Source organism: Halorientalis marina (assembly GCF_023028345.1).
Classification (GTDB): domain Archaea; phylum Halobacteriota; class Halobacteria; order Halobacteriales; family Haloarculaceae; genus Halorientalis; species Halorientalis marina.
In genome coordinates this window covers 2,372,687-2,394,585 of the sequence record NZ_CP095487.1, presented here as the reverse complement: position 1 = coordinate 2,394,585, position 21,899 = coordinate 2,372,687, and the positions used below count along the sequence as shown (strand labels likewise).

The following is a 21,899-nucleotide window of genomic DNA, read 5'->3' as shown; positions in this document are numbered from 1 at the left end:
CCACCGGACATGACTGGCCGACCCGCGGGCGAAGACGAGCCGGGCGATAGCGACGCGAGCCGCGACCCCGACGCCCTGCTCTCGCGGGCCGGCGTCCGGGCCGACACCGACCAGGACCAGCACTTCCTCGTCGACGACCGCGTGCTCGACCGACTCCCCGGGTACGCGACGGCGGTCGGCGCCGACACGAGCCACGTGCTGGAGATCGGTGCCGGCACGGGCGCGCTCACCGACCGCCTGCTCGCCGTCGCGGAGCACGTCACCGCCGTCGAGCGCGACCCGGAACTGGCCGCCTTCCTCCGCGAGGAGTTCGCCGACGAGATCGCGGCGGACCGACTGACGGTGATCGAGGGGGACGCCCTCGACGTTGCCCTGCCGGATTTCTCGCTCTCGGTCTCGAACCTGCCCTACGGTGCCTCTAGCGAGATCGCGTTCCGGCTGTTGCCCCGCGGGCGCCCGCTCGTGTTGATGTTCCAGCGGGAGTTCGCCGACCGGATGGCGGCCGACCCCGCGACCGACGAGTACGGTCGGCTCTCGGTGACGGCGGGGCACTACGCCGACGTGGAGGTCGTCGAACCGGTGCCGAAAGGCGCGTTCAGCCCGCCGCCGGCGGTCGAGAGCGCGGTCGTGCGGACCCGGCCGCGTGACCCCGACTACGAGGTGCCCGACGAAGATTTCTTCCTTGACTTCGTGACGGCGCTTTTCACCCAGCGCCGGAAGACGATGCGCAACGCCGTGCGGAACACCGCGCATATCTCGGGGCTCGAAGACCCGGATGCCGTCGTCGCGGCCGCCGACGACGAACTCATGGGTCGGCGTGCGGGCAAAGTCTCCCCGGCCGAGTTCGCCGACCTGGCAGGCCTCGCGTGGGAGGTGGGCGAGCCGACATGACCGGCCCGCTCGCGGCTGTGGTCGGACCGCTCGCCACCCCCGTCGCGTGGCTGTTCGCCCCGCTCCAGGCCGGGACCGGTTTCCAGCAGTACTTCACGACGACGACGGCCAAGATTGCTGCCAGCGCGGCCGCGGTCTTGCTTCTGGTGCTCGTGGCGCTGTTCGTTCAGGCGGCCGGACCGCGGCTCAAGCAGCGGGTCCCCGACGACGACGTGGAGGCGGTGCAGGCGGTCGTCTTCAGTATCACCGCCGGGCTGACCGGCTGGTTTCTGGTGGTCGTCTGGCAGGCGGCCGACGAGGTCGTCGGCCGATTCGAGGTCATCCAGCTCGGCCCGCGGCAGGGCGCGCTCGCGCTGGTCGCGTTCCTGACGCTGGTGATCGCCTACACGCTCACGCGGGTCAGCAAGGGGCTCCTGGAGGGGGCGGACAACGACGTGATCACCGCCCACCGCCGCGAGGCGATCCACCACCTGCTCCAGATCGCCATCTACGTCGTCGCGGGGCTGTTCGTGCTGGCGCTGGCGGGCGTCGATCCGGGCGATCTCATCGTCGGGGCAGGGGCCATCGGGCTGGTCGTCGGCCTCGCGGCCCGACAGACCGTCGGCGCGATCCTCGCCGGTTTCGTCATCCTGCTCGCGCGCCCGTTCGCGGTGGGGGACTGGGTCGTCGTGGACGGCGAGGAGGGCGTCGTGACCGACGTGACGCTGTTCAACACCGAGTTGCGGACCTGGGACGACGAGCACGTGGTCATCCCGAACGACCAGGTCTCCTCGAGCAACATCGTCAACCGATCACGCTCGGGCCGACTGCGGCTCTCGGTCGACGTGGGTGTCGACTACGGCGCCGACGTGACCCGCGCGGCGGAGATCGCCGAGCAGGCGATGGTCGACTGCGAGACCGAGTACCTGCTCGACGACCCGGTGCCGACCGTCGTCGGCAAGTCGTTCGACGACTCGGCGGTCCTGCTCGAGTGTCGCTTCTGGATCGGCGACCCGTCGGCGCCGGCCAAGTGGGAGACCCAGACCGCCGTGATACGGGCGATCAAACACGCCTTCGAGGCCGAGGGCGTCAAGATACCCTTCCCACAGCGGGAACTCACGGGACGGGCGGAGACGGACGGCCTCCGTCTCGCCGGCGGTCCCGTGGCGGTCGGGGACGAGGAGAGAGGTGACAGGACCGACCGCCCGCGGGCGGACGGGGAGGGAACGGACGAGAGCGACGACCGAGAGGGAGCGAACTGATGCCGGACCTGGCCGACTGGCGCGACGAGGACGAGGTGTACCAGCCGGCCGAGGACACGCGACTCCTCGCCGAGGCCACGCAGGACACCGTCGAAGCGGACGACCGCGTCCTCGACGTCGGGACCGGGTCGGGGTTCGTCGGCGCCGTCGCGGCCGAGGCAGGGGCCCGCGTCGTCGGCGTCGATATCAACCCCCACGCCTGCCGGCAGGCCCGCGGACAGGGCCTCCCCGTCGTCAGGGGCGACCTCACCGACCCGTTCCACGACGGGACGTTCGACACCGTCCTGTTCAATCCGCCGTACCTGCCGACGCCGCCCGAGGTCGAGGGCGACGACTGGCAGGAGCGGGCGCTCTCCGGCGGCGAGGACGGCCGGCGCGTGATCGAGCCGTTCCTCGACGACGTGGGCCGGGTCCTCGCGCCCGGGGGCGTCGTCCTCCTGCTCGTCTCATCGCTGTCGGGAATCGAGGCCGTCACGGACTCCGCAGCTGACCGCGGCCTCCGCTCCACGGAAGTCGCCGCGGAGAAACACTCCTTCGAGCGGCTCGTCGTCCTCCGACTCACGCCCGAGCCGTCCGGATGAGTGCCGAAGGATTACTCTCGGACATCAAACCGATTAGCAAATATTAAAGGACGTCATTTCGTAGGGTGGTACAATGCCAGAGGTAGTTACGACGACGCCGGGACTGTTCCCCCTGCCCGACTGGGCGAAGGCGGAACTCTCGGACCTGAAGGGACACCAGAAAGGCGACCTCATCAGCGGTGACGAGGGCGCCGAGATCACGGACGCCTACGAGCGCGCCCGCTCCGAAGTGATCGAGCGCCAGCAGGCGGCCGGCCTCGACCGGATCGTCGAGGGCCAGCTCCGCTGGGACGACATGATCGCTCATCCGCTGGCGGTCGCCGACGCCGTCGAGACGCGCGGGATCGTCCGGTACTACGACAACAACAACTTCTATCGCGAGCCGGTCGTGTCCGGTGCGCTCTCGCCGACCGGCGACATCGGCGCGGAACTCGACGCCGCAACCGAACAGGTCGACGCCGGCCTGCAGGCGGTCCTGCCGGGCCCGTACTCGCTCGCCGATCTCGCGACCGACGAGCACTACGGCGACGATGCGGCTTTCCTCGACGCCATCACCAAGTTCCTCGTCGGCGAACTCGATCAGTTCCCCGAGGTCGAGACGCTGTTCTTGCTGGAACCCTCCCTCGTCGAGAACCCGCCGGGCGACGGCGCGGACGAGCGGGCGAGCGAAGCCATCGACGCCGTCGCGACCGCGACCGACGCCGAGGTCGTCGCCCACACCTACTGGGGCGCCCTGGAGGAGAAGGTCCACGCACACCTGCTCGACGCGGACGTGGACGCCGTCGGCTACGACTTCGTGAGCGACCACGAGGAGAACCTCTACAACATCAACGAGTACGGAACGAAGTCGGATATCGCGCTCGGCCTCGTCGACGGGCAGAACACGCTCGTCGAGGAGCCGGCCACGGTGTCCGAGCGCGTCGAGTGGGTGCAGGAGCAGGTGCCCGCGACCGACTTCGAGACGGTCTACGCGACGATCAACACCGAGACGTTCTACCTCCCGGTCAACAAGTTCGAGGCGAAACTCGACGCGCTCGCCGCGGTCGCCGGCGCGGAGGTGACTGCCTGATATGACGGACACGCGCGAACAGTTCCGACCCGAGGGACACGACAACGACCACTTCCTGCTGACGACCGTCGTCGGTTCGTACCCGAAGCCGACGTGGCTCAACCGGGCACAGGACCTGCTGGAGGACGACGAACACTCCTTCGACGCGGACGACTGGCAGGAGGCCGCCGACGACGCCGCCCGGCTCATCACGAACGAACACGAGCGCTCGGGGCTGGACGTGGTCGTCGACGGCGAGATGCGCCGCAACGAGATGGTGGAGTACTTCGCCCACCTCATCGACGGCTACGAGTTCAACGGCCGCGTCAAGGTCTGGGGGCACAACTACTTCGACAAGCCCTCCGTCGTCGACGACGTCGAGTACGGCGAGGAGTGGCTCGTCGACGAGTTCGAGTTCACCGACGCCGTCGCCGGCAAGCCGGTGAAGGTGCCAATCACCGGCCCCTACACGCTCGCGAACTGGTCGTTCAACGAGTGCTACGACGACGAGGAGGCGCTCGCCTACGACCTCGCGGACCTCGTGAACGCGGAGATCGAGAACCTGGTCGACGCCGGCGCGAAGTACATCCAGATCGACGAGCCCGCGCTGGCGACGACGCCGGACGACCACGCCATCGTCGGCGAGGCTCTGGAGCGCATCGTCGACGAGATTCCGAGCGACGTGCGCGTCGGCCTGCACGTCTGCTACGGCGACTACTCGCGTATCTACCCCGAAATCCTCGAGTACCCCGTCGACGAGTTCGATCTCGAACTCTGTAACGGCAACTACGAACAGCTCGACGTGTTCACCGAGACGGAGTTCACGAAGGACCTCGCGATGGGCGTCACCGACGCCCACGTCGCGGAGGTCGAGTCCGTCGCGGAGATCAAGCAGAACATCAAGAAGGGCTTCGAGATCGTCCCGCCCGAGCGACTGACGGTCTCGCCCGACTGCGGCCTGAAGCTTCTGCCCCGTGACGTGGCCTATGGCAAGATGGAGAACATGGTGCAGGCCGCCCGCGAGGTCGAGGCCGAACTCGACGCCGGCGAGATCAGCGTCGGCCACGCCGCACCGGCCGACGACTGAGCCGATTCGCGGTCCGACTTCTCCCGACCGTTACCCTCGCAGTGCCTCCACGGGGTGTTCGTTCGCCGCCTTCCAGGCCGGATAGAGCCCGCTCAGGACGCTCGTGACCAGCCCGAAGCCGACGCCGAGGACGACGAACTGGATGTTCTCGGGGATGAGGACTGCGGTCGGGTCCCCGAGCGCGAACTGTGCGACGAGCATCCCGACGCCGACGGCCAGGACGGCGCCGATAACGCCGCCGGCCAGTCCCAGCAGTGCGGCTTCCGTCAACATGATCTTCAGCACGTCTCGTTTCTGGAAGCCGACGGCCCGGAGGACGCCGATCTCCTCGCGACGCTCGACCGTGCTCATCAGCATGACGTTGAGAATGCTGACGCCGGCGACGAGCAGGGAGATCGACCCCAGCCCGATCAGGAAGGCGTTGATGAACCCGAAGAACTCGTTGATGTCCTCCGTGATGTCGGACAGTTCGCGGACGTTCACCTGCTCGCTCCGGCGGTCGTTGAGCGACTCGCGGAGCGCGACCGCGGTCGCGTTCGCCTCCGGTCCCGTGTCGGCGGTGATCACGACCTGTGAGATCTCGTCGCGGTTCCCGCGCGGCAGGACGACGGCGTTGTTGGGGTTGATGGGACTGAAGAAACTCCCGCTGCCCTCGACCGTGGCGCGAACGCGGTAGGAGGTCCCGTTCACCGTGATCGAGTTCCCCGGTTCGAGGTCGATCCGGTCGGCCAGGTCCGCGCCGACGAGTGCGCCACCCCGTAGCGGGTCCGGGATGTCCCCGTCGGTCGCCGTGTAACTGCTCGGGACCGACGAGAAGTAGTACACCTGGGTGGTCGTCTCCTCCCGTCCGAACTCGAGGTCCTCTATCCCCTCGACCATCGGCACCACCTCCTTCCCACGGGCCGTCCGTTCGATGTCCTGGAGCTGTCTGTCGGTGATGTGGTTCTCGTCGGCCTCCTGTGCGGGTGAGACGATCACCTGGTTGCCGATGTCGCCGAGGTTCTGGGTGGCCTGCTGGCGCAGGGTCGTCCCGAGCATTCCGAGCGACGCGATGGCGATGACGCCGATGACGATGCCCAGGGCGGCGAGGATCGACCGCACCTTCGTCCGCGTGAGGTTCCGCCGAGCCATCAACACCGCCGGCAGCAGGCGGCTCATTTCGTCATCACCCCGTCGACCAGTTCCACGGTGCGGTCCACGTACTCGTTGACGAGTTCGTCGTGCGTGACGGCGATGACCGCCACGTCCTCTCCCGTGATACGAGTGAACTCGTCGAGGATCTTCCGGCCGGTGTCCCGGTCCAGGTTCCCCGTCGGCTCGTCGGCCAGCACCACCCGCGGCTGATTGATCAACGCGCGGGCGATGGCGACGCGCTGTTTCTGACCGCCGCTGAGTTGGTCCGGACGGTGGTCCAGCCGGTCACCCAGGCCGACCCGCGTCAGGAGGTCTTTCGCCCGCGCACGGGTGTCGCTGTCACGGTCGAACATCTTCGGGACGGTGACGTTTTCGACCGCCGAGAGCGTCGGCAGGAGGTAGAACTGCTGGAAGACGAAGCCGATGGTCCGGTGGCGCTCGCGGGTCCGGCGCCGGTCCGAGAGGTCGGTCACGTCCTCGCCGTCGAGCAGGACCCGCCCCTCAGTGGGCACGTCGAGCAAACCGAGGATATTCAGCAGGGTGGACTTCCCGCTCCCGCTGGGGCCCATGATGGAGACGAAGTCCCCGGGCTCGACGGCGAAGTCGATCCCTTTCAGGGCCGTGAGGGTTCCCCCGCCGCTCTCGTAGCGTTTGACGACGCCCTGGGTCTCAAGTACCACCACGGTTCCTCCACCCGTAGACGATGGCACCGAGGACGCCGATGACGACGACTGCACCGATGGCAGGGACGAGCAGTCCGCCCGAGGAGCCGCCGTTCGGGCCGCGGTCGGCGGCCGGCGGCGGCCCGCCGTCACCGACCGCGGCCATCACGGTGCGGGTGTGGCGCTCGCCGTCGGCGAGGTAGGTCACTTCCAGCGGAATCTCCGAGACGTTCCCCTCGGTCCGGGCGAACACCTCGAACGTGACGAAGTCGCTGGCCGGGACGCGGCCGGCGAAGTACTCCCGCGGTGCAGCGGGCGTCACCCGCTCGGTGTCCTGGACGCGGACGGTGACGCTACTGGCCTCCGTCAAGCCGACGTTGCTCGCACTGCCGGTGATGGCGAGGCGACCACCCTCGGGCTGGACGGTCAGCCCGGTCAACTCGATCTCGCCGGGAGTCTGCGTCAGGCTGACGCCGTCGCTGGCGGTCCCGGACTCGTCGCCGATCTCGTAGGAGGCTCGCATCGTCACGTCCGCCACGCTCTCGTCCAGCGAGGCGTTGAGGCGGACCGACTCCGAGGACTGGGCCGGTATCTCCCCGAGATAGCGCTGTGGGATCGAGGCGTTCGTCGATTCCCCGAACACGGTGACGTTCTCTATCGGGACGTTCCCGCGGTTGAGGACGTCCACGCCGACGGTCGGGTCGTCGCTGTTACTGGTCGCGTCGAGGACGACGTTCCGTTCGAGCGGGTCGACCTGGACCGGGACGGTCGTCTCGGTCCGGCGTGTCTCCCCGCCGGGGACGTTGTACCGGAGCTGTGCGCGGACTCGATACGTGCCGGGCCTCGCTGCCTCGTAGCGGAACCGCGCGGTCGTCGTCTCGCCGCTCTCCAGCCGCGGTGTGACCGTCCGCGGATTGAACACAGTCAGGGCGTCTGACCCCGACAATGTGAGCGCGACGTTCTGGGCGTCGGTGTCGAGGCCGTTGGCGATTTCGACGGTGCCGCGTTTCTCGACGGACGCGACGGTGTCGTTCACGTCGATGTCGAGCTGGGGATGCGTTTCGGTGACTCTGATTATCACCGGGTAGGTCACGCGTATTCGCTGCTCCTGTTCGTTCACCACGTTTGCGACGACTCTGAGCCGCTTCGTTCCCGGTTCGTCGAACTGGACGCTCAGGGGGATGGTCGTGCTCGTACCCGGATTGAGCGCGCCGAGATTACGGAGCCTCGTGAGTTCTATTTGGCCTCCGTACTGCTGTCGCCGAACGTAGACCGAACTGATTTCGACGTTCGACTGGCTGCTTTCGAGGTTCTTGACTGTCGGCCTGATCGTCACGCTCTCGCCGGGGGCAACGTCATCGGGCGTCACCGAGACGTTCGTGATCGCCACCGACGAGGCCTGCTGTGTGGTTTCGTTCGCCTGCGCCCCGGCCACGGTGGCCGCGGGGAGCGACGAGAGAGCGATACTGACGACGACGAGGACTGCGAGCGTGCGTTGCATTGGTATCACAGGAGATTGAACAGTTGCCAGCCGGCCTGGAGAACGACCGGAATCGCGACGGTGATCGCCGCACCGCGGAGGTCCAGTCCGTGCGAGTGGCGGACCGCGAAGGTCCAGATGAACGCCTGCCAGGCCAGCACGACGAGGCCGACCAGGCTCGCGATCACGAACTCCGGTTGGTTCTGGAGGCTCCGCGTGAACGCCTGCATCTGCTGTGGGTCCGACGGCGGCGTCAGGTTCTGTGCGATGACGTAGTTGGTGGCGCCGCTGACGGCGACGCTGAGGATCGCCGGAACGTGTCCCCAGCCGACGTACGCGAGGAGTCTGCTGAGCGACCCCTCACCGCCGAAGGCGAGGACGGCGATGCCGTGGAACACCACCGCGTAAATCACCCAGAACAGGAACGTGCCGAGGAACGGACCGAGGAGGCCCGAGACCATCGCGATGCTCCCCGCCGGTCCCGCCTCCGCCGGGAGCGACTCCGCGATGACCTGTGTGATCGGAAACGACGCTGCTGCCGTAGCGAGTGCGACGACCAGCACGATCCCTGCCGGAGGCAGCAGGGACGGGTCGTCGCTCGCGCGGTCGAAGAACCCGTCGGGGTTCGTGAGTACGGTTACTGACGACATGGTTTCGGTTCGTGCGGCGAGGGCCCCGACAGCACCCACTCTCGGTGCTGGACCCCTCCCGCACCCCTGGTAGGCGTGCCTTCTCGGCGATTCCACATAACCACTCACCCCCGGTTTCCGACCCGGCAACGCTCCCGAACACTTAAATAACGGAACTGAACCGTCCCCACCCGACTCCTTTTGTCTGTGGCCGGCGTCGACTCTGCGTATGGACGGGGACGTACACCCCGAGGTCGCCGCCACGGCCGAGGCCATCGAGTCGATGGAGACCCGCGGGGCGGCGACCATCGCCGACGCCGTCGTGGACGCGCTCGCGACGCAGGCGACCGAGAGCGACGCAGACACGCCGGAAGCTCTCCGTGCCGAACTCCGGGCCGCCGCCCGTGAGCTGCACCGGACGCGCCCGACCGCCGTCTCCCTCCCAAACGCCCTGCGCTACGTCTTCAATCGCCTCGACGGGGAGTCCGTACTGGGGCTCCGGCAGTCGGTCGTCACCGCTGCCGAGACGTTTACGGCGCAACTCGACCGCGCACAGGCGGACCTCGGTCGCGTCGGCGCGAACCGGCTCCGGGACGGCGACACCGTGATGACACACTGCCACTCGACGGATGTGCTGGCCTGTATCGAGGCCGCCGTCGACCAGAGCAAGGAGCTCTCGGCTATCGTCAAGGAGACGCGGCCGCGCAACCAGGGCCACATCACGGCGGGCGAACTGCGGGACCTCGGCGTCCCCGTGACGCTGATCGTCGACAGCGCGGCCCGGCGGTTCCTCGACGAGGCCGACCACGTCCTCGTCGGCGCCGACAGCATCGCAGCGGATGGCTCCGTCGTCAACAAGATCGGCACGAGCGGGTTGGCAGTCTGTGCCCGCCAGCGGGACGTGCCGGTCGTGACCGCCGCACAGACGATCAAACTCAACCCAGATACGCTGACGGGCCACACGGTCGAGATCGAGACCCGCGACGAGGCGGAGGTTATCGACCCGGAGCGACGCGCCGATATCGGCGAGATAACTGTCGAGAACCCCGCGTTCGACGTGACCCCGCCCCGCTACGTGGACGCTATCGTGACCGAACACGGGCAGTTCCCGCCCGAGAGCATCGTGACGCTCATCCGCGACCTCTACGGCACCGGGACGGGGGCACCCTGGGACGAGGAGGCGTGACCGTGCCGACCGTCCTCTGTGCCGGCCACGTCAACTGGGACGTGACCCTGTGTCTCGACCGCTTGCCCGCCCCGGACGGCGAAGCACGCATCCTCGACCAGCAAAGCGCGGGCGGCGGGAGCGCGGCCAACGTCGCGACCGGCCTCGCGACACTCGGCGTCGAGACGGCCCTGTTCGGCAGCGTCGGCACCGACGAGAACGGCCACCTCGTCCGGCGGGCACTCGACGACGCCGGCGTCGACTGCGTCCCGCTGGTCACCGTCGACGCCGACACGACCGTCAAGTACCTGCTCGTCGGCACCGACGGCGAGGTGATGGTCCTCGGCAACGACGGCGCCAACGAGTCCTACGCCGCCACCGACCTCGCGGACGGGACGCTCTCGGCCACGGACCACCTCCACCTGACGAACCAGGACCCGGCAACGGCCCGACGACTGGCCGAGCGAGCGGTCGACGCCGGCGCGACGGTCAGCGTCGACCCCGGTCGCCGCGCCGGCGAGCGCGACTTCACCCCCACGCTGGCGCTGGCGGACGTGGTCTTCTACAACGAACGGGAGGCGCCGCGGGCCGCGGACCGACCGCCCCGCGACGACCCGCCGGGCTACATCCGCGTCGTCACCCGCGGCGCGGACGGTGCGGCCGTGGACACGCCCGACGGGAGCCACTGGTCCCGGGATGGCGTCGACGTGGACTCGGTCGACACGACGGGGGCCGGCGACGCATTCGCGGCGGGATTTCTCTCCGTCGTTCTCGGTACTGAGGACCCGGAATACGACCGGGCGCTGACAGTTGGGAACGCCTGTGGGGCGCTCGCGACCCGTGAACGGGGCGCTCGGGTCCGTCTCGACCCCGACGCTGTCCGGCGGCTGTCCGACGCGGACTGAGCGGGACGGAACACAACCCATTAGTGGCCGGTCTTTGACCGTTCAATCGAGATGCCCGCGGCGATGACTGCCAGACTGACCGAGTGCATCGAGGAGGCAGAGCATCCCGAGCGGGTACGTGTCCTGGGCACGCTCTGGGTCTGTTTTACCGCCGCGAGTATGCGCTACGACGTGCGCGAACTCCTCGCGCGCGCCGTGGCTTTCGGCCTCTGGCACCTCGCGTTCGCGCTCGTCGTCGCCTCGCGCGCCATCATTGCCTTTCTCGGCGCCATCGAATCAGACGGGGAGTGAGAACACCCCGGCCGTTCCGAGCAGGAGGACGACCCCCAGTGCAATCGGCGTCGCGTATATCGCGCCGGCGATCAGTAGGTCCACCCCGTCCTCGCGGAACCCCGAGACGTGCCCGCCGATAGCCGCCAGGATCGCCAGAATCGACAGGACCGTCCAGTGAGTCGCGAACCCGACCGTCCCGGTGAGCGCGAAGACCGCGACCAGCGCCCCCGCCGCGGCAACCGAGTACTGGAACCGGTGTTGCCGCCGGACACCCATCGCGACCGCGGCGACCAGCGGCGGCGTCCCGAGGACCACGATGACGAGCACCGTCACCGGTGCGAGGCCGGCCACCGATAGCGGCGCCGCCGCGCCGCCCCATCCGCCGGGGTCTATCATACCAGTCCCTCGGCCGCCCCGGCCAAATAACTCCCGTCGGTTTCACGGTCGAGGGCGGAGCGACGCGTGAACAGTGCGTCAGCTGGTCGTGTGAGAGAGCGACGCCAAAACCGGCGTCAGTGGTCGGTTCGGACGACGCCACGGCGACGCTCGCCAGTGGCGACCGACCGCCGCTCAGTGGCTGACGTCCTCACTCGAACGACGCCACGGCGACGGCACGCTCGCCGGTGGCGACCGACCGTCGCTCAGTGGCTTACGTCCTCGTAGACCCAGGGCTCGTCGGCGCGGTCCCAGTCGACGAGTTCGTCCTCGTCGAAGAACAGCTCGATCTCGCGCTCGTTCGCGCCGGGATCCTCGTGGTCGGAGCCGTGAATGACGTTCTGCCCGAGGTCCAGCCCGAGGTCACCGCGGATGGTGCCCGGCTGGGCCTCTTTGGGGTCGGTCGCGCCCATCATCCGACGGACCTGCTGGGTGGCGTCGGCGCCCTCCCAGACCATCGCCATGACGGGGCCGGAGGTGATGAACCCGACCAGTTCGTCGAAGAAGGGCTTGTCCTCGTGTTCGGCGTAGTGCTGGTGGGCGAGGTCCTCGTCGATCTGCATGAACTTCGCGCCGGCCAGCTTCAGCCCGCGTCCCTCCAGCCGGTCGATGATCTCGCCGATGAGACCGCGCTGGACGGCGTCGGGCTTCGCCATCACGAACGTTCGCTCGTCATGATGCGCCATTAAGCTTCAGCCTCCTCTTCCTCGTCCGCTTCGTCTTCGGTCTCGTCGTCCGTTGTCTCCGCCTCGACGGTCTCCTCGTCGGCCTCGTCGGCCTCGTCGGGTTCGGGGTCGGCGGCCGCTTCCTCGGCGCCCTCACCTTCGGGACCGGGCACGTCCTCGTCTTCCTCGACGGATTCGAGGTCGGGGGCGGCGTCGTCCGCGTCGACGTCCGGGCCCTGGTCTTCGAGGTCGGTTTCCTCGTGGTCGACCTCGGCGTCGGCGGCGGGCTCGGACGCCTCGTCGGCTGCTTCGTCCTCGGCTTCCTCGACCGCCGGGCCGCCGGCGGCGCGGCCCTCTTCCGTCCAGGAGAGGTCGCGCGGTTCGCGACCGAGGTCGGCGTTTTTCTCGCACTTCGAGGAGCAGTAGTACACGGTGGTACCGTCTTTGTGGACGAGCATCGTCCCGGTGCCGGGCTCGATGTCGTCGCCACAGAAGTCACACTCGCGGTTTCGTGGCATTATTGGCCTCCGATCTGGTCCGCTTCGCGAGCGGTCTCGCGGAGCTGAAGTACGTCACCTTCGCGGACGGGACCGAGGACGTTCCGGGTGATGATTCGCCCCTGGTTCTCACCTTCGCGGATGCGGCACTTGACCTGCATGGCCTCGCCGTGCATCCCGGTCCGGCCCACGACTTCGATGACCTCGGCGGGCGTGGAACCGCCGTCGTCGTCCGTTTCTTCTGCACTCATTGTTGATTACCGCAGTTCCTCGAGCTTCTCGGCGATGTCATCGACGTCGCCGCTGGCCTCGCCGGCCTGGACGATGGCGGCCGCCGCGCTGCCGACTTCGAGGCCGGCGGCGTGCCCGACGTCGTCCTGGGTCTCGACGAAGACGTACGGAACCTCCTTCTCGTCGGCCAGCTCGGGGAGATGCATGACGATCTCCTCGGGCTGGACGTCCTCGGCGATGAAGACGAGGTCGGCGTTGCCGCGCTCGACCGCTTTCGTCGTTTCGTTCGTTCCCTTCTTTACGCGTCCTGTGTCCCGGGCTACCTCGAGCGCCTCGAGGGCGTCGTCTGCGAGGTCGGCCGGCACGTCGAAATCAACGTACACTGGCATATGTATTGGTCACCTCCTGTGCGTGGGCTCGCGCTCCCCCGCCTGAGAGTCCTGAGAGGCTAGGAGCATCATCAACCCCGCACAGGCTGTATCCTGTCATTGACCTTCCCCTGCTAAAAGGGGTTTCGATGCCCGTTTCACCCTGTCAGAGCCACACATTCCGGATGTTCCCCACTCGCTTCACGGACGGTGACCGCTTACTCGCTGCTCGCCCTGGCACAGTCGTCGATCCGTGTCGTCGCTTCGTCGACGACATCGGCGACCACCGCGCCCGCAGGCCGCCGCTCGCCGGTGAGTCCCGCGCTCTGTCCGGCGTACAGCGCCATGTCTTCGACGTCGCCCGCCACCGTCGGCAGCGGCGGGTCGTCGTCGTAGCGCTCGACGGACTGGCCGCCGGGGTACGCCGCGACCGGGTCGCCCTCGCCCGGGCGCTCGCCGGGCCCCGGTTCGCCGGCCGCCTCCCACCGCTCGACGGTCCCGTTGCGGAGCGTCCGGTGTGGCTGGCCGGGCCAGCCGCCGTCGAACAACTCGGAATAGCGGGTCTCGTCGGCGTCCGCGTCGAGGACGCGGTGCTTGTACGCCTCGTGCGCGGCCGCCTCTTCCGTGGCGACGAACCGGGTCCCGAGCCAGACGCCGTCCCCGCCGAGCGCGAGCGTCGCCGCCAGCCCGCGCCCGTCAGCGATGCCGCCGGCGGAGACGACGGGGACGTCGGCACCCGCCTCGGCGACCACATCGACGACCCGGGGCACCAGCGGCATCGTCGCCACCTCGCTCTGGACGTGCCCGCCGGCCTCCCAGCCCTGTGCCACCAGCACGTCCGCGCCAGCGTCGAGGGCCCGTTCGGCCTCGTCGGCGCTCCCGACGGTCACCATCGCGACCGAACCCGAGTCCCGAACGCGGTCGACGTAGGGCCCCGCGTCGCCGAAGGAAAAGGAGACGGCGGCGACGCCCTCGCCGAGGACCGCATCGAGGTGTTCGTCGGTCGGCCGCTCGGTCGTCGCCTCGTCGAGGACGAGGTTCACGCCGAAGGGGTCGTCGGTCAGTTCCTGTGTCTCGCGGATGGCCGCACGTGTGCGGTCCAGATCGCGCCAGGTGACCGCGAGAGTGCCGAAGCCGCCGGCGTTCGAGACCGCGGCCGCCAGTTCGGGACAGGAGACGCTCCCGATCGGTGCCTGAATCACGGGGTGGGTGATGCCCAGGACGTCACAGAGCGGGGTGGAGAGCGACGACATGACCGACGCTTCGCCACGGCGTGACTAAACTATCCCGGACCGCCACGCACAAGCCCGCGGCCGGGCCAGTGGTAGTATGCTCGCGTCGCTCGCGTCACGACTCCGGACCGAGGCCCGGGAGTGTAACGAGCGGCGACTGCTCGTGCTCTCCGGTGTTCCGTCGGCGACGAGGGAGGCCGCCGCGACCGCGCTCGACGCCGCCGACGTGCCCCGCGGGGCGACCACGGTCGTCGGCCCCGGCTCTATCCTGGACTGCGAGCGCCTGCCAGTCCGTGACTCGGGCGCGCTCCTCGGTCGGACCCGGACCGCCGTCGTCTACGACGCCCACGCGGCCTGCGACCCGAACGCGCTCGGCCGGATGGTCGGCGCCGTCGACGGCGGTGGCCTCCTCGTTTTGCTGACGCCGCCCCTCGGCGAGTGGTCCGACCGCCGTGACGACTTCGACGAGGGACTCGCCGTCCCACCGGCGGACGTTTCCGCGGTGACGGGGAACTTCCGGTGGCGCCTCGTCGCGACCCTCCGGGCTCACCCCGGGATCGCCATCGTGGATGTCGACGAGGGGACCGTCGAACGTGACGGGCTCACCGATCCTGCGCCGCGACGCCCCCGGGGGCCGCCCGAACCCCCCACAGACCATCGGTTCCCGGCCGAGACCTACGAGGCCTGTCGCACGGCCGACCAGGTCAGCGCCGTCCACGCGCTCGAAGCGCTCGCGGCGTCCGACCATGCGCTCGTCGTCGAGGCCGACCGGGGGCGCGGGAAGTCGAGCGCCGCGGGGCTGGCGGCGGGCGCGCTCGCGGCCGACGGCGCCGACGTGCTGGTCGTCGCGCCGGCCTACCGCAACGCGGCCGAGGCCTTCGCGCGGGCCGCGGAACTTCTCGATACGACGGGTGACCTGACGGGGCGAGACTCGGACGCAGACCCGCGCCTGCTGGAGACGGCCACCGGCAGCGTCCGGTTCGAGCGGGCGGTCGATGCGACGGACCTGCCCGGCGACCCCGACGCCGTGATCGTCGACGAGGCGGCGGCGCTCCCGGTGTCCACGCTCGATTCCTTCCTCGCCGCGCCCGCGGTCGCCTTTGCCACCACCATCCACGGCTACGAGGGGGCCGGCCGGGGCTTCTCCGTCCGCTTCCGGGACCGCCTCGCCGAGAGCGAGCACGAGGTGGTCGAAGTGCCCCTGTCCGAGCCGATCCGGTACGCCGGCGGCGACCCGGTCGAGGTGTGGGCCTTCCGCGCGCTCCTGCTCGACGCCGGGCCGCCCGTCGACCCACTCGTCACGGACGCGCGGACCGACTCGGTGACCTACCGCGCGCTCGACCCTGCCGACCTGCTGGCCGACGAGCACCTGCTCCGCGAGGCGTTCGGCCTGCTCGTGCTGGCTCACTACCGGACGGAACCGGCCGATCTCGCGCGCCTGCTCGACGCCCCCAACGTCGCCGCCCGCGCGCTCGTCCACGACGGACACGTCGTCTCGGTCGCGCTGTTGGCCCGCGAGGGCGACCTCTCGGCGGCGACGCGGGCACACATGTACGACGGTGGCCGCGTCGCCGGGAACATGCTCCCCGACGTGCTCACGACACAGCTCCGCGACGAGGCCGCCGGCGCCCCGGTCGGCTGGCGCGTCCTCCGTATCGCGACCCACCACGCCGCCCGCTCGCGGGGTCTGGGTTCGCGTCTGCTCGACGACATCCGCACGGAGTTCGCGGACTCCGTGGACTGGCTCGGCGTCGGCTACGGAGCGACGCCCGACCTCCTGCGGTTCTGGGCCGCGAACGGCTACGAACCGGTACACCTTTCGACGACCCGCAACGACAGGAGCGGCGAGTACTCCGTACTCATGCTCGACCCCTGCTCGGCCGACGGCCGCGCCCTCGCCGACCGCCACGCCTCGCAGTTCCTCGCCCGCGTCGGCGGCGTTCTCGCGGACCCGCTGGCCGACTGCGACCCCGACGTGGCCCGTGCGACGCTGGCCGCGAGCGAGCGCGCCGTCGACCCCGACCTGCCCGACTGGGCCTGGCGCCAGGTCGCCAGCGCCGCCTTCGGCCCCGGCCTGTTCGACATGGCCCCCGGACCGTACCGCGACCTCGCCGTCGCCGCCTTCCCGGACGGTGTCGCCGCCGACCTGTCCGTCCGACAGCAGCGGCTGCTCGTCCTGAAGGCGCTCCAGGGACGGCCGTGGGACGCCGTTGCCGACCGGCTCGACTACCACTCCACGGCCGAGACGATGCGCGCGTTCGGCGACGTCATCGAGCCCCTCGTCGACCGCTTCGGGACCGAAGCCGCTCACGAGGAGGCTGATCGGTACCGATGATCGACCCCGTGGCGCTGGCGATTACGGAGTCGTCGGCTCTCGGCCTCGGCTTCTGGACGTGGGTGTCCATCGCGCTCGCCTTCCTGGGTGTCGTCGGCAGCGCCGTCCCGCTGATTCCGGGCTCCCTGCTCGCGCTCTCCGGGGTCTACCTCCACTGGTGGGCGACGGGCTACACCGACCCCACCCTCGTTCCGTTAGCGGCTCTCACGCTCCTCGGGCTGCTCATCCTCGCCATCGACTGGCTCGGCGGCGCGCTCTCGGCGAAGGTCAGCGGCGCCTCGAACCTCACGACTGCCCTCGCGGGCGTCGCCGGCTTCCTCCTGTTTTTCGTCGCCGGCCCGTTCGGCATCCTCTTCGGCGTCTCGGGTACCGTCTTCCTCTCGGAGTTTCGCCGCACCGGCGACGGCTCCGGGAGCGCGCGCACCGCCACCTACACGACTATCGCCATGCTCGCCTCGACCGTCGCACAGGTCGCGCTGACGGCGCTGCTGTTCCTGGGGCATCTGCTGGTGGTTCTGGTCTGACGGCGGGCAGAACACAAGAGTCGAGAGGGTGGCCGCCGATGGGTCGGTATGCCCACCTGTACGGAGGAGGGGTGTGACCGGCAGGCGACCGTGGAACTGCACATTCCCTGGGCGGCAAACAGGGTGGTCTGTCTGGCACACGCGCGGTCGTGGTCGCAGAAAGACGGGGTCGTCGCCGACCCGCTCGACGAGGCCGACGAGGAGTTACCCTAGGTCGATCTCCATCATCACTTCGTCGACGTACTCGCCGTCGATCTTGTAGTGATCGCGCCGGCGGGCCTCCTCCTCGAAATCGTGGCCCTTGAGGAACTCGATTGCGTTCTCGTTGGTCGAGGGGACGCTGTTGTATATCTTCTCGTGGCCCTGGCTGTTTGCCCACTCCAGGCCGCGCTGGAGGAGGTGGCTCCCGATACCGTGGCCGCGGTACTCCTCCAACACTCCGAGGGTCAACTCGGCGGTGTGGCTGAGTTTCTCCATCTCGGGGTGGGCGAGGTGGACCCAGCCGACGACGTCGTTGTCGACGCAGGCGACGAAGAAGATGCGTGACTCCAGTTCGTTGTGCCGGAGGAGCACTTCCTCGTGGTCGAGGAGATCCGCGACGCTCTCGGCGACGACGTACTTGCCGTTCTCGACCGCCGCCCGGATGGCACCGACCAGCCCCTGGATGTCCTCCTGACGGGCCTGCCGGATGGTGAACTCCACGTCGTCTTCTTCGTACTCCTCTTCCGCGGCCTCCTCGTAGGCGATACGCAGGTGACCGGCCGCCGTCTCCGTGAGGACGCCGTCGCGCTTCAGAATGGCCGCGTGGTGCCCGAACTCGCGTGGCTCCATGTGCAGCGCGTCCCGGGCCTGATCGGCCTTTACGTCGCCGTGACGCTCCACGTACTCGTAGAGGTCCTTTCGACCCGCGTGGTCGAACTCTATCTTGCCAGTCAGTTCCATGTTGGCTGTTACCGTGGCACGCTACTTAAGCGTTTGTCACGGCTAGCAGGCGGGAAAACCGCCAGAAAAGGCGGTGAAAGGCCGATATTAGCGATCCGGGGCGGTTCGATCCGTGCTGGTCAGTCGGGACTGCGAACTGTCACGACGGGAACAGGTGAGCGACGGACGACTTTCTCGGTCACACTGCCGATGAGATAGTGCTGGAGACCGGTTCGGCCGTGGGTCGCCATGACGATCATATCGACGTCGGATTCCTCGGCGTAGTCGACGATCACGTCGCGTGGGATTCCCTCGTCGGTGGCCGTCTCGACCGTGAGGTCGTCGGGAAGTGCGGCGACGGCCTCGGCCGCTGCCGTCTCCGCGCGGTCGTGTTCGGCCCGCAGCCAGGCGTCGGCCGAGATGCCACCCGTGGGACTCTCGAACCGGTTGCGCGTGTCCGCGACGGAGAGGACGTGGACGGTCGCGTCGAACCGGTCGGCGATGGTTGCGGCGTGCTCGGCGGCGGCCGCGACCGCATCACTGCCGTCCGTCGGGAGGAGGATGTCCTCGTACATACTAGACGACACCTGCAGCCATGGCGAAAAGAGCGGTGGCGACGATGGCGAAGAGGGCGCCGACGCCGGCTTTGATCGTCTCGGTGTCGAGTGCGGCCGCGACGTACGGTGCGACCTGTCCCCCCGTGACCGTCGCGGGGACGGTCCAGACGACCATGTTCCAGGGCGTCGACGCGATGTCGATGTTGTGTGCGCCCGGGACCAGACTGCCGCCGAAGACGTGGACCAGCGACGCGAGGACCGCAGTCGACGCCACGACGATGTGGTTCGTTCCGATGGCGACCCGGACCGGGATCTTCGAGCGCAGCATCGAAATGATCCCGAGTTCGCCGATCCCGAACCCGGCGAGACCCTGGAACGTACCGCCGATGCTGTAGTTGCCGAATCGCTCCAGGTAGCCACCGCGGTCGTAGGTGTAATCGTTGCCGTCGCGGTCGACTCTCGTGACGACCCCCTCGCCGTCGACCTCGACGCCCGCGGGGCCGAGTCGTCCGCTGTCGTCCGGGAGGTCGCGGCCACCGTCGGCTTCCGCCACGACGTCAGCGTCGGTGCTCGAATCCGATCCCGGCTCCTCGTGCCCCAGATCGGCTTTGAACAGGAGCACCGACGACGCTAGGAGGGCAAGCCCGAGCAGGGCGTGGAAGACCGCTTCGGGGATGAAAAACGAGAGGATCGCGCCCGCGACGACGAACGGGATCGCCCCGCCGACGAGCGTCAGCGCCAACCGCCGGTCGACGAGGTTGTACTGGACGAACGCGAGCGCGGAACTCGAGAGCCCGAACGACTCGCTGATCAGCCCGATCTTCACGATCGTCTCCGGTTTCATTGGGGAGGCAAGCAGGGGAAAGACGAAGATGAGAAACGGGACGAACAGCGCCGACCCGCTGATTCCGACGGTGTTGACGATTGTCGCCCCGAGGAGAAACGCCGGGAACAGCCACCAGAACTCCGTCCAGTAGGCGACACCGCCGGCGCCGCCGGTCGGTGCGTACAGAAACACCAGTGCGACGAACGCGAGTGGTGCGGTGAACACGAAAACGTGCTGATACCGGAGCAGCGTCTCGAGGAAGGTCCGATTCGACGACGTGGTCATTCGATTGCGCGCCGATTTGGAACCCGAACATAAGTATATTGCCTTCCCCGTGACACTTCGTGGGAGCTGTTCACACCTCACGGAAACGCCGTTTTCGCCAGCGAGAGAGCTACCTGTCGCTACCGCTTCGAGGGTAGCGGCGTACCTACCCGATCCTTGATTGTTTTACCCGATATTTATGATCCCGACAACCGTGGGTACTAGTATCATGAGTTTCGGAAAACCACCAGTCGACGGTGAGTCGGGTGACGACAGGGAACGGGACGCGACGGGTCGCTCCGGTCTGCTGGCCGCGTTCGAGCGCCACGTCGCCCGCTGGCAGCGGTTGCGTGTCGAGACCCGTTGCCAGGTGTTCGAGTCGAAGTCCTGAGCGGAAACTGTCGCAGACTGCTTCCCACCCCGCGAACGGGCTGCGATTGCTCCTATGCGCCCGCGCGGTTCGAGATGGTTCGCTGGATGAGGACGTGGAGGGCACCACCGATGCCGCCGATCACGAGGGGATAGAGAATCCCGACGACGACGAACCACTCGAGGAACTGTGGCGGTGTGAGTTGTGATTCGAGGGTGAGCTGTGACCCGACCTCGGCGACGACGAGCGGAAGCTCGCTGACCCCCAGTTCGGTCGCGATCTCCCCCCCGAAGTCGACGACGACGGCGGTCACGACGAGCGCGATCAGCGTGATGGGTGCGTAGCCGAACGCGAACGAACTCCCGGCACGGAGGCCGTCCACCCACTCTTCGGCACCCGAACGCCTGGCGCGGAGGTAGCCGACCGCGGCCACGAGCACCAGCGGGACGAGCATGACGAGAAACAGCGTCCCGTCCCCGTCGACGGCGAAGAGGTGGCCGGCGATGTAGGAAAAGCCCGTGGCGAGCGCGAGCGGGACCGGCTCCTGTACCGAGGAATCGACCGCCATGTAGGTCACGCCGAACGTGAGTAGGAACACGAACAGTGCGGTCAGGTTCCCCGAGACTCGCGCCCGGAGGCTTGCGTACTCGTCGAGGACGTACGTCACCAGTCCGCCGAACCCGCCACAGAGGACGGGATAGAGAATACCCGCGATGATGAGGACGCCGGCGTAGTTCGGCGGGAAGGTATCGGACCCGGGCGTGAGAAACGCCGTCCCGATGGCGACGGCCGGGAGATAGCCCACGACCACGGCGGCCCCGGCGAGCACCTGTTCCGGGAGTTCGATCCCCTCGTAGGAGTGCCAGCGGCCGAAGCGCGAGCCGGTGATGAACAGCATATATGGGATCGCCACGAACGCGATGCCGAGGGTGGCCGGGAACACCTCGTAGTTCGGGTCACTGCTGGTCAGCGTCGTGAAGTGAGCGTTGTAGAACGGCTCCGAGACTGCTTCGAGGTCGGCCGATCCGCCCGATGCCTCGATGACGATGGCTGCCACCGCCGCCGTGATCACGAACCCGACGACGTACACGAGAACGCCCGCGACGGCTCCCCCGGCAATCGGGAGGTCCGCAACGTACGCGTCGTAAAAATCCCTGAGACCGGTACCCGACCCGCCGCTCGGCTGCTGGTACTGCTGTTGCTGTTGTCCGCCACCGCCGACTGCCTGCTGGCCGCCCTGTACTGCCCCCTGGCCGCCACCGGCCTGGGGTCGGCCACCCTGTCCACCGGGACCGGCCTGGCCCGCCCCGCGAGTCGGCTGTGTCGGCTGGCCGCCGGCCCCTCCGGTCGGCTGTCCGCCGCCCGGTTGTCCACTGCCAGGCTGTCCGCCGCCCGATTGCCCTCCGGGCTGTCCACCCGGTTGTCCGCTCCCGGGCCGTCCGTCCGACTGTCCGTCACCGCCGTGCCCGCCGCCTGCCCCGTCGGCCAACCCCGCACCACAGGCCGGACAGGACGACCGATCGTCCGCGACCTCCGTGCCACACTGAGGACAATGCATACGTCGACCATCATAACACC

General features: G+C 68.6%; 26 protein-coding genes. 12 read left to right on the top strand and 14 right to left on the bottom strand.

Annotated features, from left to right (window positions below; translation table 11 throughout):
• Nucleotides 1-9 precede the first annotated feature (9 nt).
• From MUG96_RS12195 to MUG96_RS12175, 5 genes are all read left to right on the top strand, one after another.
• Nucleotides 10-891 carry a 16S ribosomal RNA methyltransferase A gene (locus MUG96_RS12195; protein WP_246983168.1) on the top strand — a complete coding sequence of 294 codons (882 nt, stop codon included), beginning with the start codon at nucleotides 10-12 and terminating at the stop codon, nucleotides 889-891.
• Complete coding sequence (locus MUG96_RS12190) at nucleotides 888-2,132, top strand: mechanosensitive ion channel family protein (protein WP_246983166.1); 1,245 nt, start codon at nucleotides 888-890, stop codon at nucleotides 2,130-2,132. The genes MUG96_RS12195 and MUG96_RS12190 overlap by 4 nt, the downstream gene beginning before the upstream one ends.
• Nucleotides 2,132-2,713 carry a HemK2/MTQ2 family protein methyltransferase gene (locus tag MUG96_RS12185; protein WP_246983164.1) on the top strand — a complete coding sequence of 194 codons (582 nt, stop codon included), beginning with the start codon at nucleotides 2,132-2,134 and terminating at the stop codon, nucleotides 2,711-2,713. Before MUG96_RS12190 ends, MUG96_RS12185 begins: the two co-directional genes overlap by 1 nt.
• Nucleotides 2,714-2,786: 73 nt before the next feature.
• On the top strand, nucleotides 2,787-3,782 hold the full coding sequence (locus tag MUG96_RS12180; protein WP_246983162.1) for a 5-methyltetrahydropteroyltriglutamate--homocysteine methyltransferase: 996 nt from the start codon (nucleotides 2,787-2,789) through the stop codon (nucleotides 3,780-3,782).
• A 1-nt stretch (nucleotide 3,783) separates the two neighbouring features.
• On the top strand, nucleotides 3,784-4,848 hold the full coding sequence (locus tag MUG96_RS12175; protein WP_246983161.1) for a methionine synthase: 1,065 nt from the start codon (nucleotides 3,784-3,786) through the stop codon (nucleotides 4,846-4,848).
• A 30-nt stretch (nucleotides 4,849-4,878) separates the two neighbouring features.
• On the opposite strand, the gene MUG96_RS12170 is transcribed toward MUG96_RS12175, so the two are convergent.
• The 4 genes from MUG96_RS12170 to MUG96_RS12155 are packed head-to-tail and all read right to left on the bottom strand — an operon-like array spanning nucleotide 4,879 to nucleotide 8,774.
• Nucleotides 4,879-6,006, bottom strand: coding sequence for an ABC transporter permease (locus tag MUG96_RS12170; protein WP_246983160.1), 1,128 nt, complete (start codon nucleotides 6,004-6,006; stop codon nucleotides 4,879-4,881).
• Nucleotides 6,003-6,665 carry an ABC transporter ATP-binding protein gene (locus MUG96_RS12165; RefSeq protein WP_246983159.1) on the bottom strand — a complete coding sequence of 221 codons (663 nt, stop codon included), beginning with the start codon at nucleotides 6,663-6,665 and terminating at the stop codon, nucleotides 6,003-6,005. Before MUG96_RS12165 ends, MUG96_RS12170 begins: the two co-directional genes overlap by 4 nt.
• On the bottom strand, nucleotides 6,652-8,145 hold the full coding sequence (locus tag MUG96_RS12160) for a COG1361 family protein (RefSeq protein WP_246983158.1): 1,494 nt from the start codon (nucleotides 8,143-8,145) through the stop codon (nucleotides 6,652-6,654). The genes MUG96_RS12165 and MUG96_RS12160 overlap by 14 nt, the downstream gene beginning before the upstream one ends.
• Nucleotides 8,146-8,150: 5 nt before the next feature.
• Complete coding sequence (locus MUG96_RS12155) at nucleotides 8,151-8,774, bottom strand: Yip1 family protein (RefSeq protein ID WP_246983157.1); 624 nt, start codon at nucleotides 8,772-8,774, stop codon at nucleotides 8,151-8,153.
• Nucleotides 8,775-8,982: 208 nt separating this feature from the next.
• Here MUG96_RS12155 and MUG96_RS12150 point away from each other — a divergent pair, with 208 nt between their 5' ends.
• The 3 genes from MUG96_RS12150 to MUG96_RS12140 all read left to right on the top strand — a co-directional run bounded on the left by MUG96_RS12150 (nucleotide 8,983) and on the right by MUG96_RS12140 (nucleotide 11,114).
• Entirely contained in the window at nucleotides 8,983-9,939 is a 957-nt protein-coding gene (locus tag MUG96_RS12150) for a ribose 1,5-bisphosphate isomerase (protein ID WP_246983155.1), read from the top strand.
• Nucleotides 9,936-10,823, top strand: a complete 888-nt coding sequence (locus MUG96_RS12145; RefSeq protein ID WP_308220106.1) for an ATP-dependent ribose-1-phosphate kinase — start codon at nucleotides 9,936-9,938, stop codon at nucleotides 10,821-10,823. Before MUG96_RS12150 ends, MUG96_RS12145 begins: the two co-directional genes overlap by 4 nt.
• Before the next feature lie 63 nt (nucleotides 10,824-10,886).
• Nucleotides 10,887-11,114: a hypothetical protein gene (locus MUG96_RS12140; protein ID WP_246983153.1), complete on the top strand. Its 228-nt coding sequence runs from the start codon at nucleotides 10,887-10,889 to the stop codon at nucleotides 11,112-11,114.
• On the opposite strand, the gene MUG96_RS12135 is transcribed toward MUG96_RS12140, so the two are convergent.
• The 6 genes from MUG96_RS12135 to MUG96_RS12110 all read right to left on the bottom strand — a co-directional run bounded on the left by MUG96_RS12135 (nucleotide 11,100) and on the right by MUG96_RS12110 (nucleotide 14,545).
• Nucleotides 11,100-11,492, bottom strand: coding sequence for a hypothetical protein (locus MUG96_RS12135; RefSeq protein WP_246983151.1), 393 nt, complete (start codon nucleotides 11,490-11,492; stop codon nucleotides 11,100-11,102). The two genes, MUG96_RS12140 and MUG96_RS12135, sit on opposite strands and share 15 nt — an antisense overlap.
• A 245-nt stretch (nucleotides 11,493-11,737) precedes the next feature.
• On the bottom strand, nucleotides 11,738-12,217 hold the full coding sequence (ndk, locus tag MUG96_RS12130) for a nucleoside-diphosphate kinase (RefSeq protein ID WP_246983149.1): 480 nt from the start codon (nucleotides 12,215-12,217) through the stop codon (nucleotides 11,738-11,740).
• Nucleotides 12,217-12,714: a 50S ribosomal protein L24e gene (locus MUG96_RS12125; protein WP_246983147.1), complete on the bottom strand. Its 498-nt coding sequence runs from the start codon at nucleotides 12,712-12,714 to the stop codon at nucleotides 12,217-12,219. The genes ndk and MUG96_RS12125 overlap by 1 nt, the downstream gene beginning before the upstream one ends.
• A complete protein-coding gene (locus MUG96_RS12120) occupies nucleotides 12,714-12,944 on the bottom strand; it encodes a 30S ribosomal protein S28e (protein WP_246983145.1) in 231 nt (76 codons plus the stop codon). Before MUG96_RS12120 ends, MUG96_RS12125 begins: the two co-directional genes overlap by 1 nt.
• 6 nt (nucleotides 12,945-12,950) lie before the next feature.
• Nucleotides 12,951-13,313: a 50S ribosomal protein L7Ae gene (gene rpl7ae / locus MUG96_RS12115; protein ID WP_246983144.1), complete on the bottom strand. Its 363-nt coding sequence runs from the start codon at nucleotides 13,311-13,313 to the stop codon at nucleotides 12,951-12,953.
• A 197-nt stretch (nucleotides 13,314-13,510) separates the two neighbouring features.
• A complete protein-coding gene (locus MUG96_RS12110; RefSeq protein ID WP_246983143.1) occupies nucleotides 13,511-14,545 on the bottom strand; it encodes an NAD(P)H-dependent flavin oxidoreductase in 1,035 nt (344 codons plus the stop codon).
• Nucleotides 14,546-14,621: 76 nt separating this feature from the next.
• Between MUG96_RS12110 and tmcA the strand changes: the two genes are divergently transcribed.
• The 3 genes from tmcA to MUG96_RS12095 are packed head-to-tail and all read left to right on the top strand — an operon-like array spanning nucleotide 14,622 to nucleotide 17,596.
• Nucleotides 14,622-16,859: a tRNA(Met) cytidine acetyltransferase TmcA gene (tmcA, locus tag MUG96_RS12105; RefSeq protein ID WP_246983141.1), complete on the top strand. Its 2,238-nt coding sequence runs from the start codon at nucleotides 14,622-14,624 to the stop codon at nucleotides 16,857-16,859.
• Entirely contained in the window at nucleotides 16,856-17,383 is a 528-nt protein-coding gene (locus MUG96_RS12100) for a DUF456 family protein (RefSeq protein ID WP_246983136.1), read from the top strand. The genes tmcA and MUG96_RS12100 overlap by 4 nt, the downstream gene beginning before the upstream one ends.
• A 48-nt stretch (nucleotides 17,384-17,431) precedes the next feature.
• Nucleotides 17,432-17,596: a DUF8014 family protein gene (locus tag MUG96_RS12095; protein ID WP_246983134.1), complete on the top strand. Its 165-nt coding sequence runs from the start codon at nucleotides 17,432-17,434 to the stop codon at nucleotides 17,594-17,596.
• Here the strand turns inward: MUG96_RS12095 and MUG96_RS12090 are convergent.
• From MUG96_RS12090 to MUG96_RS12080, 3 genes are all read right to left on the bottom strand, one after another.
• Entirely contained in the window at nucleotides 17,588-18,325 is a 738-nt protein-coding gene (locus MUG96_RS12090; protein WP_246983132.1) for a GNAT family N-acetyltransferase, read from the bottom strand. The genes MUG96_RS12095 and MUG96_RS12090 overlap by 9 nt on opposite strands.
• Nucleotides 18,326-18,444: 119 nt before the next feature.
• Nucleotides 18,445-18,879: a universal stress protein gene (locus MUG96_RS12085; protein ID WP_246983128.1), complete on the bottom strand. Its 435-nt coding sequence runs from the start codon at nucleotides 18,877-18,879 to the stop codon at nucleotides 18,445-18,447.
• Between the two features lies 1 nt (nucleotide 18,880).
• Nucleotides 18,881-19,972, bottom strand: a complete 1,092-nt coding sequence (locus tag MUG96_RS12080) for a sulfite exporter TauE/SafE family protein (protein ID WP_246983121.1) — start codon at nucleotides 19,970-19,972, stop codon at nucleotides 18,881-18,883.
• Nucleotides 19,973-20,180: 208 nt separating this feature from the next.
• On the opposite strand from MUG96_RS12080, the gene MUG96_RS12075 reads away from it, so the two are divergent.
• Nucleotides 20,181-20,342 (top strand): hypothetical protein, encoded by a 162-nt coding sequence (locus MUG96_RS12075; RefSeq protein WP_246983120.1) that lies wholly within the window; start codon nucleotides 20,181-20,183, stop codon nucleotides 20,340-20,342.
• A gap of 52 nt (nucleotides 20,343-20,394) precedes the next feature.
• Here MUG96_RS12075 and MUG96_RS12070 read toward each other — a convergent pair whose 3' ends face one another.
• The gene (locus MUG96_RS12070; RefSeq protein WP_246983119.1) at nucleotides 20,395-21,879 is read right to left on the bottom strand and encodes a zinc ribbon domain-containing protein; all 1,485 of its coding nucleotides are present in this window, start codon (nucleotides 21,877-21,879) and stop codon (nucleotides 20,395-20,397) included.
• Nucleotides 21,880-21,899: the final 20 nt, after the last annotated feature.